Raw genomic sequence first — 16,912 nt, 5'->3', positions numbered from 1 at the left:
AATGGGGAAGAAAACCATGCCGACCAGCCAGCGCCGTTTGCAGCGCCAATTGCTGAAGCGCCGCATCCAAACCAACTGGGGCCGCTTCGTCGCGATCATTCTGATCATGATGTTAGGGGTGCTCCTGTATGTGGGCATCAAATCCAGCGGCCCCGTGCTCTACAACAACGCCCAAACGTATTTCACCAATAAACAGGCCAGCGATCTGCAAATCATTTCCACCACCGGTCTGACCGAAACCGACGTTAAATTGGCGGAGAAACTCACCGGCGCCAAAGTCGAGGCGGGCAAGTCCGTCGACGCGCTGACCGCCAGTAATCATCGCACGGTCCATTTAATGAGCCTGCCCCAGGACTTGAATCAGCTCCAGGTCTTGGCCGGTCGCCGGCCCACTAAAGCCAACGAGATCATTCTGGACGAGCAGGCCCAGCGAGCAGGTTATCGACTGGGCCAGACTTACAAGTTTCAGCAGACCAGCGGCTTGGCCCGCCAGCAGTTTCGCATCGTCGGATTCGCCCGGTCACCGCTGTTCATTGACCGCACCGCCCGAGGCACCACCACCATTGGCGCCGGCACCGTGGACTATTTCGCTTGCGTCACCGCGCAGAATTTCAGCAACCAGGTTTACAGCGTCCTCTACTTGCAAGTGGCGTCCTTGACCAAGCTGAATCCCTTCCAAGACACCTATCAGGACAAAAGCACCCAAGCCACCAAACGGCTCAAAAAGATCTTCAAAGGGCGGGCGGCCCAGCGCAACGCGGCCTTATTCGCCCTGATCAAGGCGAAACTAGCTAAACAGCAGGACCAACTGACCGCCAGCCAGCAACAAGTCACCAGCGCTCAAGCCCAACTGACCGCCCAGCAGCAACAACTGGACCAACAACTGGCCGCCAGTGACCAACTTAGCGCCAGCCAACAAGCCACTTTGGCCGCTCAACAAGCGGCGCTTAAGACCCAACAGACTCAATTGACCGCCCAAGCCCAACAATTGACCGCGGCGGCCACCAAGCTCCAGCAAGCCCGCCAGCAAGCCAAGGCGCAGATCAACACCCAGTATTATTTCAATGACCGCCAAGCTCTCCCTGGTTACAGCAGTTACGGCGAATTAGCCGAGCGCATCCAAGCCATCGCCAACGTCTTCCCCCTGATCTTCTTCCTGATCGCCATCCTGGTCACCTTCACCACCATGACCCGGATGATCGAAGAAGACCGCCTGCAGATCGGCACCATGAAGGCGCTGGGCTACACCCGCCGGGAAATCGGCCGCGGCTACTTGACCTACGCGCTGTTGGCCGCTTTGTGCGGGAGCGTGGCTGGGGTGATCATTGGCACCGAGACCCTGCCGCGAATCATCTTCAAAATGATGCAGAATCAATTCAGCTTACCCGACCACGGTGTTCTGTACATCCCCAGCACGATTGCCATCGCCTCCTTGTTGGCAGCCTTCGCCACGTTAGGCGCCGTCGGGATCGCCATTAGCCGCGAATTGCGGGAACGCCCAGCCGCGCTGTTGTTACCACGAGCGCCGAAAGCCGGTAAAGAGATCCTCCTGGAGAAAATCAAACCTCTCTGGCGACACCTCAGCTTCAACCGCAAAGTCAGCTACCGCAACCTCTTCCGCTTCAAATCCCGGATGTGGATGGGCATCTTAGGCATCGCCGGCGGCACCGGACTGATCCTGGCCGGCTTCGGTATTCGCGATTCCATTGCCGCCTCCAGTGAGCGCCAATTCAGCGAGATCATCCACTACCAAGCCGTCGTCACCACTACCAAAACCAGCGCGCCCAAAGCCGCCCAAGTCCTGGCCGCCGACAGCCGCTACCAAAGCAAGCTCCCGGTCCACGCTGAACAAGTCAATTTGCGCGCCGCTGGTCAGCAAGTCGACGCCGTCACCTTATACGCCGCCGCCCAACCAGCCAAGTTCCAGCGTTACATGGCATTGACCGGCCCCTTACCCGACAAGAATGGCGTCATCCTCAGCGCCAAAACCGCCCAACTCCTGGAACTGACGGTAGGCGATCAGTTCACCGTCCAAGCCAGCGATGGCGTCCGCTTCCAAGCGAAATTGCGCGGCGTGACCACCAATTACGCTGGCCATTTCATTTACTTCAGCCGCGGCTACTTGCACCAAGTCGCCGCCGACCGGGACCAGATCAACACCTGGCTGGTCCGGACCAAGTCGGCCACCAGCGCCCAAGAACAAGACTTGGCCCAACAACTGCTGGCCACCAAGCAAGTCGTCAACGTCAGCTACCTGTCCACCCAACAAGCCGCCGCTGACCGCCAAACGCAAATGTTACAACTGATCGTGGTGATCTTCATCCTCCTGTCCGGACTCTTGACCTTCATCGTCTTATACAACCTAACCAACATCAACGTCTCCGAACGGATCCGCGAATTGTCCACGATCAAAGTCCTGGGCTTCTACGACCGGGAAGTCACCATGTACATCGTCCGCGAGAACCTGATCTTGACGATCCTGGGCATCATCTTGGGCTTAGGCTTCGGTAATCTCCTGACGCTCTTCATCTTGCACCAAGCCGCCACCAGCCAAGTGGTCTTCCCCTTAACAATCAGTTTCCTCGGTTACGCCGTGGCGATCACCATGACCATTCTCTTTACGATCATCGTCATGTTTGTGACCCACCGCCATTTAAAGGCGATTGATATGATCGCCGCGCTGAAAGCCAATGATTAACTGGGCATACTAGTCAACTTCTTCTGAATAGGAATCTGTATAAAGCACTTCCAGCATCGAAACGGTCAAACCTTGTCATTATCAAACTTTCATCTACGCCCGTCCACACTTTCACCAACATTAGTCGTATAAATCACATGAAATGCCGCGAATTCCCAGCACCAATGGATAAAAAAACCAAAAAAGAACTATCATTTTATCCAAAAAAGTTCTATGATACAGGTAAGCATTAGTTTGCCACAAGCTCGTGCCACGGAATTCGGCTATTTCTCATTTAGATTATCTTGACCGGTCGCTAAATGGTGAAATAGTTCGGTTTGCGGCTTTCTTTGGCTAAAAAATGCAACTTTAATCACTTTTAAGCGATAAAAGGGTTGCACGAGCAATTACTAAATGCTACAATTAGCTTTGTTAATTAATAATAAGATTGTCTCTTGGAGGGAATAAGTAATGAAGAAAAATTCTAAGTTACGTTATGTCGGCCTTTGCGCCGCAGCTTTACTATTAGTAGCACCAGTTGCTGCACCAGCACTTTCTGCAGCAAGCAATGTATCAGTTGTTTCAGCAGCAGTTTCAGCAGAGGATAAAGCTGCTGATGATATGAACACTTACATGAGTTTCTTGGGATCAAAGACTGTAACTGCAGATGACCTTGATAGCATTCTGGATCCCGGAGAAGGTCAAGGCTTTGTCGATAAGAAGGAATTCGCAGCAGATGGCGGTAATGATAATAAAATTTTAGGCTTATTGAAGGCTAAGAATGCAAAACTCAATTCTGATGCTGACATTTCGACCTATTTCTACTCAATTTCGGCTACGCCAGGCGCAAGCTCAAAGCAAGCAATCGAGCAACTACGTAAAAATGGTGGTTCAGTTAACATTAAAGTGACTGTCTTTACTAAAAGCAAGGATGATGATACGAAGTATGATGAAAAACAATCAAACACGTATCAATTGACTTATACACCAGATGCAGCTGCAACAGTTGTTAAGAGTGCTTCTGTTCAGTTTACAGCTCCTTTATCAGCAGTTATTGGCGATAGCACAAAAGGGTTCGAAGACTATAACGGTGTTACTTCAGATTTGAAGGCTACCTCTGATACTGGTGCTTCACTTAACTTGGGTCAATACATGACTGCAATGTCATCGATTGTATCGAGTGATCTTGTTTCTGGCGGCAAGTTTGTCAAAGCTGGCACTGCTTATCAACGCTATACATTGCGTCTTGATGATACAGCACTTAAGAGCTTGGATGCGAAGTTTAGCTTGGCTGATTCTTCAGTGAATGGCGTCAAGTTCAGCCTATTCAATGACACAACCAAAGAATATCGTGCTTCAGGTAATGGCTTTGAGGTTTCTGCAACCCCAAGTGTAAGTGAAGATGGAGCAATTAAAGAAATCAATGCTACAGTTACTCGTAACATTAATGTCACTGCAGCAGCAGAAGTTCCTACAGAAGAGAAAGTTTCTGGTGTTGTTGAAATCAGCTACGTCCCTGGTTACGGCATTCAAGTATGGGATAGCTACAAAGATGGCAAGATCGTTCGCGATGCGAACGGCAAAGCTAAGAAATTAGCTCATGGTACTGCTTGGAAAGTATTCAAGAAGATTACAATCAAGGGTACTACTTACTACAACCTTGGCGGCAACCAATGGGTTAGCAACGATTACGCTAAGTTCTCAGAAAAATAATCATTGATTTCATGGCAATCCTACTTCGGTAGGATTGTTTTTTTGTTCGAATTATCGATTCAACGTGAACTGTCATCTGGATTTTCGTTCACCATCAAGTCTTTATGGCTTTCGATAAATTAAAGGTTCAGGCGCTTTTCAATTACGCCTGGACCCTTTTTCTATCTGCAATTTTGAATATTGTGTTTTAGCCGGGAGCTGATGGTCAACAAACCGCCTGACTCAGCTACCCTTATTTCTCGATTGACTTGTCCCAGCGACTGACCAGCTCGCGAACGGTGTGGGCCTGATGATCGATGTCGGGGTAGACGGTTGCTTCGGAGATGCCGAGGACAGCTAGCTCTTGGAGAATTGTAGGTTTGAGTTTGTCTGGGATCAGGAGGTCGATGGCGGTTGGTTGGGCGTCACTGGTTGTTGCGGGTAGGTGTAGGCGCAACTGATTGATTCGGAAGGTGATCTCTGCTTGAGCCCACTGGAACTTGTCGTCGTTTGGATCGCTGGTGTCTTGGTAATTGACGACGGTGAACAGGTCACCGCAGAGGAGAAGATAGCCATCTTGGCGTGTTATCCGGGGATCGTTCTGGTCTAGGCGGACGATCGTGTCCCGATACAGGTCTAGGGGAATGATCTGGTGGTTATAGTTGGGGCAGTCTCGTTGGATTTCGTGGATCAGATAGATGACGTCCGTCTCCGCATTGAAGCGTTGGCGCCAGTGCTTGAGTTGGCGGGGGCTTAACTGTCTGATGGCAGTGAAGGCCAGATCATATTGTTGCTGGAGGTCGGTTAGCCGTTGCTTGAGCGGGTCTGCTACTTGGTTTGGTTGAACTGGCAATGGTCGCATTTTGGGGAAGGATTGGTGCTGGGATTGACAGCAGGTGAACGGTCGGAAGCCGTGGGGCATTGTCCGGCGGAAGGCGTTGAACAACAGCGCCTTGTGGTCAAGGTCCAAGCGCGCTAAGTTGGCGGTGATTGCTACAGTATCGCTGGCGACTGTTTTGAGGGAGGGGCGGTGTTGCGGCGTAGTGAATTGGTCCCAGTCAGCATCCACAGCGGTTCCTGGTTGCGCTGGTTCAGGTCGAGAATTGCCGCGAAAGATCAGGACGCGTCCGGTATTGGGGTCTGTCTGGTTAACGTTAGAGTCAACAGTGGCGCTGCACTTGTTGCTAATGGTCTGAGAACCGCCTTCACAGGCGAAGTAGAGCGCAATCAGAGCATTTCCGGTCAGGTCTAAGGTGCGAGTGGGCAAGCCATGGTGCTGTAAACGGGCCAAGGTTGAGATAAAGGGCGTGCCAGCAATGAAGCGCTTGGGGCTCAAGGGTCGCATTTCAGTGAGGAGTCGGTCTTCGTATTTGATGTAATTAGGATCGCGATAAAGACCAGGTAAGGTTGTTGGGTAGAGTCGATTCTCCCCGCGGTAGAGTAATTTCTCCGAGCTGACCAAGTTGGCGTCCTGTTCCAACTGAATGATCTGTTTGATGTAGTCGGCGACCGAGCCCACGGTTCTCTGCCGGCCATCTTTGCTAGAATACTCGTCTGTCATGAGTCTAACCTCCAATTCTTCATCAGTCAGCACCCAGATTGCTAAGTTCAGCTGTGACCAGCGCCAGTCAGGTGTTGCTTGTTAAGCCGATGGTACCACGACCAATAGGGGCAGGGGCGTTGGTCAGGCGATTTATGGGGTGGAGCCGACAGGGGGGGCTGGCTTGATTTTGCGGGTCTAGCCGTTTGTTGGTGAAGGTGGTTAGGCTTGTTAGGGTCATTAAGTTCTGCTAAGCTCGCTGAACTCTGTTAAGTCTCGTTCAACATCGTTAATTTCCGTTCAGTCCACCGTTCAGCCCGTTAAGTTCGGTTCAGTTCGTTAAACTCATTACTCGTTCAGCGCGTTGACTTTAGTTTTGCGCTCATTTTACGGCGGTTTAAACACGTTTAAACGTCATTTAGGCACGTTCTTACCTGTGGAGGATGATTGGGCGGGCCAGGCCAGAGATAAGCCAGGTGGTCAGATTTAGACGTTTGGCAGTGGTTGACGGGCCCGCGGCGACCACTGGCGGTGACTGATTGGTGTAATCCTGTCGAATTTCGCGATAATGGGGGCCGATTTTTAGATCAGTTGCGTGGTGGCAGCCACTTTTTTTTAGATTTTGGCGGCGAATTTTGCGGTTGATGGACGGAATCGGCCGCTTTTTTGGTCGTTTTTTAATTGGTGGCCGCTTTTTTTGAAATTTTTCTGGTTGGTGGTAGATTTTTTTGCCGATTTTGATCTATTTTCGGGAGAATTTTCGGGTCTGATCTGGTCATTTTCTGCGCGTTTCTCCGAAGCGCGGGTCAAATTCTGGTCGAAATTGGTCAGTTTTCGGCCAAAATTCAAATTTTTTAAAAATATTTTTGAAGATTTTTTCGTAAAAATGACCAAGTTTCCTGTGATGTTAATGATAATATTTTTCTATCGCGGGTCTGATGAGGGCTGAATTTTAAATGGCAAACGGTCTGTATAGTATTAATATTACCTCAGAAACTCAGAAAAGGTTTTTGAAATCTTAGGAAGATTTCTTGCCGTTTTGGGGTCGCTCAAACGTTACTAATAGTGTAAGACAATTTACGCCGGCAAGAAATTGGCTTAACAATAGAACTCAATGGAGGAAACATCATGGAATTAGAATGGTCAGCAACTGCACTTGCATTCAACTTTATCGGGGACGAATTGCCTGAAGACGGGAAGATCCGTCGGTTTACCAAGGTTGTGGCCCAACCGTCTGTCGAACAGCTCAATGCCTTTGGTCATGCGATCGCGGCGCTGGGGGTCAACGAGACGGTGGTCGATGCGGAAGTAACCACGAAACAGATCGTCAATTTAGGTTAAGCGGAGGTAGAAGAAGATGAAGCAATTACAATTGAATTTCCAAAGCAATTTCGATAAGAAGCATCACGTCACACTCAGCGATGTGAACACAGCCTTAACAGGTGATCAGGTCAAGACACAAATGCAGGCGATCGCGGCGACCAAGTTGTTTACCAACGGGGATGAGCGTCTCTACGATCAACCGCTCAGCGCGCAATACGTTGAACGGATCGTCACTCCGATCTTCGATGAAGAGAAGGACGCGGTGGAAGCGTAAATTTCTTTAAACAATCTTTAGATTTCTTCACATTGGAAATCTAGAATTGGTCGGGGGTTTCGGGATCGTCTGCACAAAGTGACTGTTGTGTCATAGAAGTGTGTTACTGTTGTTACACAAACGTAACATTAAAGCGTTATGATTACCTGTAACTAGTCGAGTGCTTCATGTCTGCTTTTTCGAAAAGGGGTAATTGATTTTATGGCGCAAAAGAAGAAAATGGCATCTTTACTGCTGGGCGTCGGGGTTCTGACAACCGCCGCATTAGCAGCACAGAAGACGGATGAAACACAAGCCGCAACACGTAAAGTTACTTATACAGAGGGTGCAACAACTGTTTGGACCAGCCCTAGCGCAGGTCAAAAAGCGAAACGTTATCTCTCACCGAACCAAACTGTTGAGTTCGTCTCAGCAAAGCAAGTCGGTGGTACGAAATGGTTGGAGACGACCGATGGCGGTTGGGTTCCTGAAACCTATCTGTCCGGTGAAATCTCCGGATCAACTAGTACGACTAATAATAGTAATAACAGCAATACTTCTAGTAACACGAGCAGTGCTGATACCAGTGCTGCTGCTGGGACTTTGACGGTCACTTACGCAAGTGGCGCCACCACCGTTTGGCAGAATATGAACTTCAGCCAAGTGAAGGGTTACATGGTCAAAGGCCAGACTGCGAAGTACGTTGCAACCAAGACCATCAATGGTGGCACTTGGTACCAATTGGCTGATGGTGGCTGGGTTTTGAGTTCATATGTTAGTTTAGGCGGAGCTGCAAGCAACGCTGATGCTAACAATACGGGCGCAACTAATTCCGGTAATACCAGCAATTCAACCAACAACGGCAATACCAATAACTCGAGTTCAACCAATACGAACAACAATTCCAACGCTGGCAGTGGTAGCATCACCACGACTGCGCAAGCGTCACGGCAACAAATCGTTAACTATGCCAAGACCTTCATGGGTGTCCCTTATGTATGGGGCGGCACCACACCAGCAGGTTTTGACTGCTCTGGGTTGGTTCAATATGTCTACGGGCATTTCGGGATCAACTTGCATCGGGTCACTTACCAACAAGAGTATGATGGCACGATCAAGGCAGCCAGCGCCGCTCAAGCCGGTGATCTAGTGTTCTTCGGCACACGTGGTAGCACTTACCACGTTGCGATTTCCCTCGGGAATGGTCAGTATATCCACGCACCACAACCTGGCCAGACCGTTACGATCGGTTCGAGTCAATGGTTCGCACCTAGCTTCGCCATGAGCGTCCCAGGTGTATACTAGTACTCCTTAATTTTGCTCCCAAGATTTTCACGGCTAAGCTTTAGCCCATAGAGCTTAGTCCTTCTTGGTTAGTGTTATAAGAGAGAGTCGTCTTCTAGCAGATACGACTCTCTTTTTTTGTGCCCGAAATTTCGGGTCAATGGTGATCAACGGTTATGGCGTTGGTGGCGCTGGTATGGGAACGGCGGTGTGTTGGCTGGTGGCCGTTAGCTGCTGGTGTGGGTGGGTGCGTGGTGGACACGTGTTGTCTGGTGATCCGTTAGTCACCGACTTGTTGGTTGCTAGCTGATGACGCCCACGTTGAGCTACTAGTGGCGGTGGTGTTGCTTCTGGTGCGATACTAGTAGGCGTATGACTCTAATTGGATAATGAGCACTTTTTGGCTTTTATGAACTTTGACGCCATTTGTCCGGTGGGAGAATGGCCGGTTTTTGGCACAAAATAGCGCTGTTTAGGAACTTATCAAATTGTATTATCGCTATTTTTTTTGCGAAATTTACACTTGAACTCATTGAACGACCTCTGGTATGATATGACCAATAGATAACGGAAGGAAGTAATTAGATGACAGGAATTAATTATTTGAGTTTGAAACAATTGGTTGAAATCGCGGGCAATGAACAGGGCGTGTTGACGAAGGAGCGGCTGATGCAGGCGGACTTGCGGAAGTTGATTCCCATCGTACCGGATCCGGGGCTGATCAAAGATTTTTATGTGCTGCTGAATTACACGGCGCCGAATCCACAGCAGATTAAAACCATGGTGATCACGCCCGCGGGGGTTTATCTTACGCCCCGTTCGACCAAGCAAATTTTGCAATATCATATGCGTCACAGTATCTTGGATGTGTCGGTGGTGCGGGCGTTGCGGACGCACTTGGCACAGGCGGACAATTGTGAGTTGTCGTTGTGTTTCGCCAATTGGGTGGCGATGCATCTGTCTGGGGTCTCCAGCTCCAAGTTGGCTGATTGGGTGGCCTTGCATCACACGAAGGCAATCGTTGCTGGGCAGGATGCGAATACGCGGGTGTTCCAATTGGCGTCGAATTTGCAGGTGGCGCTACCGGTGCAACGGAATTTCGATACGCGGTTGACGCACTTGGAGTGGATGAGCGCGATTGAATTGGAGGCGTTTCGGCATTTGTGTGCGGAAGTGGGTGTGCCGATGGATCTGGCCAAGTTGTCGCGGAATATTTTGCGCGACGCCGATGTCAATTTCCGCAGTCACTGCGAGGCGGTCAGCGCCGAGGGCATCGGGCGCTATCTGTTGTCGTTCCAAGAATTGACGTTGGAAGCCGTGCGGCGCCATCCTGAATTGGGGATCTTGACCGTGATCTTCATTGACTTCAAGCATTATTTCTTGGTCCAGTTAGAACGGAGTCGCAGTTTCAATTAATTTAAATATTTTTCCTCGGAGCAAAAATGGCAGCGCTAACATGACGGCGCTGTTTTTTTTATTTGTGCGGGGAAATTCGCGGGAAGCCTTGGGGGCGTTGGCAACTAGCTCCGAGATGATTGGCCGGCGCCGTTCTGGTAAATTGAACGTACCACAAGCGCTTGTGGATAAACTGAAAGAGGGTTTTCCACATGAATCGATCCGAATTATCACCAGCCGACCAAGCTTACCTGGCCGCTCAGAATTGGCGCCCCAACGAAACGGCGCCGACCACGCCGGCAACGAAACAAACGCCATTAACAGAACGAATGTCATCAACACAACGCACTTCATCAACCGCACCGATCTCATCTGCTGAACGAACGTCACCAACTGAACCCGCGTCAACTACTGAACGAATGTCACCAACTGCACCGGCGTCAACTACTGAACGAATGTCACCAACGGAACGAATATCGCCAGCTCAACGAACATCATCAACCGAACCGGTGTCAGCAACCGGACCAACGTCACCAACAGTGCCGCCGGAGACCGCTTCGGCGGGGTCAACGACGGCGGCAACGGCGGGATCAGCTTTGCCAACGATCCAAACGTTGACCCGGGGACTGGAAATGGCCCTGAATTATCCGCAACTGATCCATGGCGCGGTCAAACGGGCGGGGATCTGGCGCGGGTCCCAGGATTATGAGGATTTTGTTCAGGAGGCTTACTTCGCCTTCGCCTATGCTTATCAGGAATTTCCCGGGGAGCCGGCGACCGATCCGACTTTCCTGAACTTCGCTTTCAACTCGATCATTTGGCGGTTGACCGACCTGTTGCGCTATCAACAACGGCGGCAGTGCGATGATCTGGCCGAGCAGTTCAGCGATAACTTCCACTTGGATTTCGAGGCGGACAGTGTGACGGCGCTGACCCTGCGCGATTATATCAAGAGTGCCGCCACCGTGGATCGGCTGATTATCTGGAATCACTTCATTTGCGAGCAGCCGCTGACGCAAATCGCCCGGGAGCACCAGCTGAGCCCGCGCACCCTCCGCGCCCGCCGCGCTCGGTTGCGCGACCACCTCGCCCAGATCCTGGACTATCATTTCTAGGAACGGGGCCACTTAACTTCTGTGTTTCACTGATCCCCACCAGCTTCTGGGCAACTCCCTCCGCCCAAGGCTGGCGGGGATTTTTTGGTAGTGGCGACTGGGCCAGGGTGCTGGGGGATGACGGCTGATTTTTCGAGGGTGATCATCGAGGCTGATTTTCGGGAGAGATTTTCGGAGAAGATTTTCCAAGGATTTTTTCAGAAATTTTTTCAGCGGCGGCGGGCGTGCTTTCCCCCCGTGAAAAATGATATAATTGGCCTAACTTGAGTTGGAGGCAGAAAAGATGGTTATGGCACGGGTTTACAGTTTATTGATCGGTTACGGGTTGGGCAATTTCATCACGGCTTATTTCGTGAGTTTGTGGCGCACCGGCAAAAGTCCCCACGAAATCGGCTCCGGCAATCCCGGCACGGCCAACATTGGCGCTGTTTTGGGGAAGAAGTTCGGAATTTTGGTCCTCGTCGGGGATTTACTGAAGACATTGGCGGCGATCCTGATCAGCGTTTGGCTTTTCCCTGAATTGGGCCGCTTGGCGATCATGTACGCCGGCATCGGCGCCACTTTGGGCCACAACTTCCCCGTCTGGCTGCGCTTCAAGGGCGGCAAAGGCGTGGCCGTTTCCGCCTTGTTGCTGGTTTCCTACGATCTGAAGTGGGGCTTGATCTGCCTGTTGATCGCCCTGGCCGTCCTGTTGGTGACGCAGGACCTGGCCTTGCCCGGCGTGACCATCCTGCTGAGCTTCACCATCGTCAGCACGCTCCTCTTCGGTTGGGAAACCGCGGCCGGCTTCGGTTTCTTGACCCTACTGTCCGCCTTCCGCTTTCGCCACGACCTAGTCAACCTGGCTCACGGCAAGTCCAAGAAGATCGACCTCTTGCAACGCTTCAAGCACAAGCCCACCAACACCACCCCCGCCGACAAAAACGATTCGGAGAAATAGGCGAGCCCACTGCAGCTGGACGGCGAGGCAATGTGACTGCGGCGTGGGCGGCAACAATCACCGAACAGACAATGGACAGTAACTGGACAGACACCGAACAGATACCGAACAGACACTGAACAGTAACTGAATGACCACTGAATGGCCGCGCGACGGTTACTGAACGACCACTCACGGCCACTGAACAGCGACGGAACAGTCACTCAATGGCTACGCTACGCAACGGATACTGAACCAGCGCGGGCGATGCGATGATAGTTATCCGATCGAAATAATTCCCGTCAACAGGCGTGGGCGCAGACTAAGAAAAGGTCATCCTCTTAGTCAACGCCCGCGCCTTTTTTGCGGGATAATCAGTCAAGCAGGGGGTTGATCGACCAGTTTGGCGGAAAAGGCATTCTTCACAAACAGCCGATTCCGACCGTTTTTTGGCCGATTTCGGCTGACGGCCAGCGCCAATTTTTACACTGGAAATCAGACAAATTTCCGCCCCAAAATCCACCACATCCCTCTCATTTTGTCCTCATAATCACCGCTTTCAATGCCAAGCTCGTCTCGGTGAAAAAGATAGGATTCGGGGAGATCTGTGTTGTAATTTAAGCAGGTTCGCTGAGAACTAGGGTGGTTCATCAGGTAGATTGTCCTGGTGTCACCAATTTAAAGCTTGCGACCACTAACCATGGTCGTCAATTGCGTGGTTCCTCATCAATTGGCAATAGCTTGCCAATTGGCGTGAGTGCTCAAACCGCTACTATAACGTTGAGCGGCTGGAGCGGAGCGTGGCGTTGGTGGTCTGTTTGCTTGTCGGCGGAAGGTCGGGCTGGGGGTGAGTCAGCCGCGATATTATTCTTGGCGGCTTTGCCGCCTAGAATAAGGCCGAGTTTTGAGATTTTCGGCGGGTTTCCGAAAAGCTCAAAATCGTGCCCGCCGCGTTCCACCACCCCCAGCCCGACCTGGAGCCCCACCACATCTGCCCGCCACCGACGCCAAGCGTGGCTCAAACCGCTACTATTCTGGCTGCTTCATCGAGAACCAAGTTTGTTCATCAGGTAGACTGTCCTGGTGTCACCAACTTAAAGCTAGTGACCACTAACCACGGTCGTCAATTGCGTGGTTCCCCATCAATTGAAGATAGCTCGCCGGATGGCGTGAGCGCTCAAACGTCTGTTATAACGTTGAGCGGCTGGAGCGGAGAAATTCGGGGTGAGATCGCCGTGAAATTGGTCTTAGTGGCTATGCCACTTAGACCAAGGCCTGATTTTGAGCCAAGCCGCGCACTTTGCGGATTGGCTCAAAACAGCGCCCACAGCGAGCTCACCCCGAATTTCGCAGCGCAAGCTGCGGCCAGACTACTTTTACCAACGCAGGCAGGCTGTTCTCCGCCAACCCTTGACATAACCCACTAAGTCTGATACATTTAATCCATTCCAATAGGTCGAATCTAGCCCAGTAGTGTTGCGGCCAGACGCGTTCAGAAAGCTGATGCTCGCTGCGAATCAGCCGCGTTCCCAACATGAATTACACTAGAATGAGCACGAGCGTCGTTCTCTCTACGAACGTAAAGTTGTCCGCGTTGGCGGGTAATTGGGTGGTACCGCGGTAAATTATCGTCCCTGATCTTAACTGATCGGGGACTTTTTATTTTGCCGCGGCAGGGGATCGAGCGGTTGGAAGGTTAACCAGTTAGGATTGAATGATTTTAATAAAAGAAGACATGATGGAGGTCGTTAACATGGAAAGAAATGAAATTTTAGCGGATTTGGCGTGGCGGGACGCGGTCAATCAGGTGACAGATCTGGATGGTTTGACGGAATTGACCGCTGAGAAGCAGGTTTCCCTGTATTGCGGCGTTGATCCCACCGGCGATTCCTTGCACATCGGTCACTTGATTCCGTTCATGATCTTGAAACGGTTCCAGAATGCGGGGCATCATCCTTACATTGTGATCGGCGGCGGGACCGGCTCGATCGGGGATCCTTCCGGGCGCAAAACCGAGCGGACTTTGCAGACCATGGAGCAGGTCAAGCACAATGAGGACGCGATCACCAAGCAAATGACCCGTTTGTTTGGCACCGAGAATTTCTCGATCGTCAATAATTACGACTGGCTTTCCAAAATCAGCCTGCTTGATTTCCTGCGGATCTATGGCAAGGAATTCCCGATCAACGTGATGTTGAACAAGGAAGTTGTCGCGTCACGGTTGGCGACAGGGATTTCTTTCACGGAGTTCACCTATCAAATTTTGCAATCGGTGGATTTCTTGACGCTGTACAAGGAACATGATGTTCAAGTTCAGATCGGTGGCGCGGATCAGTGGGGCAACATCACCGCCGGCACCGATTTGATCCACAAGAAATTAGGCGCGGAGGCGCGGGTGTATGGCTTGACGATTCCGTTGATGCTGAAAGCGGACGGCACCAAGTTCGGCAAAACCGCTGGTGGCGCTGTTTGGCTGGATCCGGAAAAGACCACGCCTTATGAATTTTATCAATTCTGGCTGAACCAAGACGATCGTGATGTGGTCAAATATTTGAAATACTTCACTTTCCTGTCCCACGACGAAATTGATGCCCTGGCGGCGAAAGTTGCCAGCGCGCCTGAGAAGCGGGAAGCGCAACGCCGGCTGGCTGAAGAAGTGACGACTTTTGTCCACGGAGCCGCCGCTTGTCAACAAGCCCAACATATTTCCGCTGCCTTCTTCTCCGGCGATCTCTTGAGCCTGAGCGCGGATGAAGTGGCGCAATGCTTCCACGGCATGCCCGGCGTGACCATCGCCAACGCGCCCCACGACCTGGTCGAATTCCTCGTCGACGTGACGGCGATCGAACCAAGTCGCCGACAAGCCCGAGAAGACATCAACAACGGCGCCATCTACATCAACGGCCAGCGCCAACAAGACGTGGCCTTCCAAGTCGATCCCGCCGCAGCCTTTGACGGCAAGTTTGTCATTGTCCGTAAAGGCAAGAAGAAATACACCTTGGTGCGAATCGAAGACTAGCCCCCAAGCACGCCAGCTAAAAATACCCCAAGAAACAAGCCAGCGACAGCCGCGACGGCGCGCGGTCAGCGGCACAGCCGCATGACCGCAAGCTAATTCCCGCGCCTGCCAAAAATTCGAGACACAGTTATTTGATAAGGTGTGGTTCGCCACGCCTTTTTTTGTTGGGTGAAACGCGCTAAACCCGCAAGTGATACGGGATCGTGCGGCTGGTGGGATGCCATTTGCGCAGGGATTTTGACGTGTTCTTTCTATTATATATGTGTATATATGTGTTCTGTAAACAGGCGGCGAGCGATGTGTTCCATTGGACGGCGAGGTTTGATTGTCAAAGATGGAAACTATGTTATACTGAATGTATAAAAAGAGCAGCCGTTTGGTGGCTGCTCCTGCAGAACCGTGTGAACCACGGTGGCTGTGATTGTATTAAAAAAAAATAATCGTAAGCCAGGGAAAGCTTAGGCGGTTATTTTTTTGCCCTAATTTTATCACGTCAATCACTAGCCGAATTAACTGGATGACGAACGTTTCGGTCAATATCAGCAAAGTGAGAATTTCTGTGATGGACATTTTGCTATTCTGTGTAATGCGGTGAAATTTGATTGCCAAAAATGGAGTCTATGTTATACTGAATGTATAAAAAGAGCAGCCGTTTGGTGGCTGCTCCTGCAGAACCGTGTGAACCACGGTGGCTGTGATTATTTGGGAAAATAACCGAGAGCCGGGAAGCTAGACGGTTATTTTTTTTGTCCTAATTCAATCACGTCAATCACGAGCTGAATTAACTGGATAATGAACGTTCCAGTCAATATCAGCAAAGTGAGAATTTCTGTGATGGACATTTGCTATTCCTTTCTCAAGATTTACGACTTGGTTCATCGCATGGGGTCATCTCGACCACAACCTTTCGAATCAGATTAGCCACCGCCGCACTTTCGCTCTGCAAGACTTAGTTTAACAGGTTAAGCATTGGAAAGATAGGTGAATTTCCTAACAAAAATGTGACGTGGAGAGGATCAGAAATTCGACTGATTTTGGTCATACTAGATTCTTCTGGCTAATCTATATCTCGTTCGTGCGGATAAATTTGATTGCCAAAAATGGAATCTATGTTATACTGAATGTATAAAAAGAGTAGCCTTGCGCGGCTGCTCCTGCAGAACCGTGTCAATCACGGTGGCTGTGATTATGTTAAAAAAATAACCGTTAGCCGCTGAAAGCTTAGACGGTTATTTTTTTTGCCCTTTTTCCGTGGTACGGCAACACCAACTGATGCGGATTAATCGGCCGAGATATTTCGGTAGTCTAGCAGCACGTCGCACCCATTTAATTAGATTCTGACTGGAAATCTTTACCGGTTTCTTCAACACTTCTTGGTTGGAAACCGACCGTTTTAACTGATCCATCAAGAACTTGCCGTAGTTCATCAAACAGACTGCTTTGGTGTCACCAATCTAAAGCTGGTGACCACTAACCACGGTCGTCAATTCCGTGGCTTCCTATTAACTGGCGATAGCTTGCCAATTGGCGTGAGTGCTCAAACGGCTGTTAAAACGTTGAGCGGCTGGAGCGGAGCGTGGCGTTGAAACGTGTTCGCCGACCTAGCTTCTTCCGCTTAGCTACGCAACTATTCTGGAGGCATAGACCGGCCTCCAAAATAGTTGCTAGGCTAATGCTCAGGAGCTACCCAGGTCG

14 protein-coding genes are annotated in these 16,912 nt (G+C 50.7%); 12 read left to right on the top strand and 2 right to left on the bottom strand.

Annotation, left to right across the window (positions count from 1 at the left end; genetic code table 11):
- Nucleotide 1: 1 nt before the first annotated feature.
- Entirely contained in the window at nucleotides 2-2,698 is a 2,697-nt protein-coding gene (locus tag ACYVSB_RS11375) for an ABC transporter permease (RefSeq protein ID WP_461219471.1), read from the top strand.
- A gap of 450 nt (nucleotides 2,699-3,148) precedes the next feature.
- Nucleotides 3,149-4,390 (top strand): SLAP domain-containing protein, encoded by a 1,242-nt coding sequence (locus tag ACYVSB_RS11370; protein WP_461219470.1) that lies wholly within the window; start codon nucleotides 3,149-3,151, stop codon nucleotides 4,388-4,390.
- A gap of 232 nt (nucleotides 4,391-4,622) precedes the next feature.
- On the opposite strand, the gene ACYVSB_RS11365 is transcribed toward ACYVSB_RS11370, so the two are convergent.
- Nucleotides 4,623-5,930 (bottom strand): FRG domain-containing protein, encoded by a 1,308-nt coding sequence (locus tag ACYVSB_RS11365; RefSeq protein WP_461219469.1) that lies wholly within the window; start codon nucleotides 5,928-5,930, stop codon nucleotides 4,623-4,625.
- 1,107 nt (nucleotides 5,931-7,037) lie between these two features.
- Here ACYVSB_RS11365 and ACYVSB_RS11360 point away from each other — a divergent pair.
- The 9 genes from ACYVSB_RS11360 to tyrS all read left to right on the top strand — a co-directional run bounded on the left by ACYVSB_RS11360 (nucleotide 7,038) and on the right by tyrS (nucleotide 15,217).
- On the top strand, nucleotides 7,038-7,250 hold the full coding sequence (locus ACYVSB_RS11360; protein WP_461219468.1) for a hypothetical protein: 213 nt from the start codon (nucleotides 7,038-7,040) through the stop codon (nucleotides 7,248-7,250).
- A 16-nt stretch (nucleotides 7,251-7,266) separates the two neighbouring features.
- Nucleotides 7,267-7,506, top strand: a complete 240-nt coding sequence (locus tag ACYVSB_RS11355; protein ID WP_461219467.1) for a DUF2922 domain-containing protein — start codon at nucleotides 7,267-7,269, stop codon at nucleotides 7,504-7,506.
- Between the two features lie 201 nt (nucleotides 7,507-7,707).
- Complete coding sequence (locus tag ACYVSB_RS11350) at nucleotides 7,708-8,790, top strand: C40 family peptidase (protein WP_461219466.1); 1,083 nt, start codon at nucleotides 7,708-7,710, stop codon at nucleotides 8,788-8,790.
- Nucleotides 8,791-9,354: 564 nt separating this feature from the next.
- Nucleotides 9,355-10,185: a hypothetical protein gene (locus ACYVSB_RS11345; RefSeq protein ID WP_461219465.1), complete on the top strand. Its 831-nt coding sequence runs from the start codon at nucleotides 9,355-9,357 to the stop codon at nucleotides 10,183-10,185.
- Nucleotides 10,186-10,376: 191 nt separating this feature from the next.
- Nucleotides 10,377-11,279 (top strand): sigma-70 family RNA polymerase sigma factor, encoded by a 903-nt coding sequence (locus tag ACYVSB_RS11340; RefSeq protein ID WP_461219464.1) that lies wholly within the window; start codon nucleotides 10,377-10,379, stop codon nucleotides 11,277-11,279.
- 283 nt (nucleotides 11,280-11,562) lie between these two features.
- Entirely contained in the window at nucleotides 11,563-12,219 is a 657-nt protein-coding gene (locus tag ACYVSB_RS11335; protein ID WP_461219463.1) for a glycerol-3-phosphate acyltransferase, read from the top strand.
- Nucleotides 12,220-12,840: 621 nt separating this feature from the next.
- Nucleotides 12,841-13,272, top strand: coding sequence for a hypothetical protein (locus tag ACYVSB_RS11330; RefSeq protein WP_461219462.1), 432 nt, complete (start codon nucleotides 12,841-12,843; stop codon nucleotides 13,270-13,272).
- 29 nt (nucleotides 13,273-13,301) lie between these two features.
- Nucleotides 13,302-13,625: a hypothetical protein gene (locus ACYVSB_RS11325; protein WP_461219461.1), complete on the top strand. Its 324-nt coding sequence runs from the start codon at nucleotides 13,302-13,304 to the stop codon at nucleotides 13,623-13,625.
- 326 nt (nucleotides 13,626-13,951) lie between these two features.
- Nucleotides 13,952-15,217 (top strand): tyrosine--tRNA ligase, encoded by a 1,266-nt coding sequence (tyrS, locus tag ACYVSB_RS11320; protein WP_461219460.1) that lies wholly within the window; start codon nucleotides 13,952-13,954, stop codon nucleotides 15,215-15,217.
- 737 nt (nucleotides 15,218-15,954) lie between these two features.
- On the opposite strand, the gene ACYVSB_RS11315 is transcribed toward tyrS, so the two are convergent.
- Nucleotides 15,955-16,059 (bottom strand): putative holin-like toxin, encoded by a 105-nt coding sequence (locus ACYVSB_RS11315; protein ID WP_225422221.1) that lies wholly within the window; start codon nucleotides 16,057-16,059, stop codon nucleotides 15,955-15,957.
- Nucleotides 16,060-16,680: 621 nt separating this feature from the next.
- On the opposite strand from ACYVSB_RS11315, the gene ACYVSB_RS11310 reads away from it, so the two are divergent.
- A complete protein-coding gene (locus ACYVSB_RS11310; protein ID WP_263853261.1) occupies nucleotides 16,681-16,803 on the top strand; it encodes a hypothetical protein in 123 nt (40 codons plus the stop codon).
- Nucleotides 16,804-16,912: the final 109 nt, after the last annotated feature.

The sequence above is a fragment of the Lapidilactobacillus salsurivasis genome (assembly GCF_054785215.1).
This window is presented reverse-complemented; position numbering and strand designations above follow the sequence as displayed.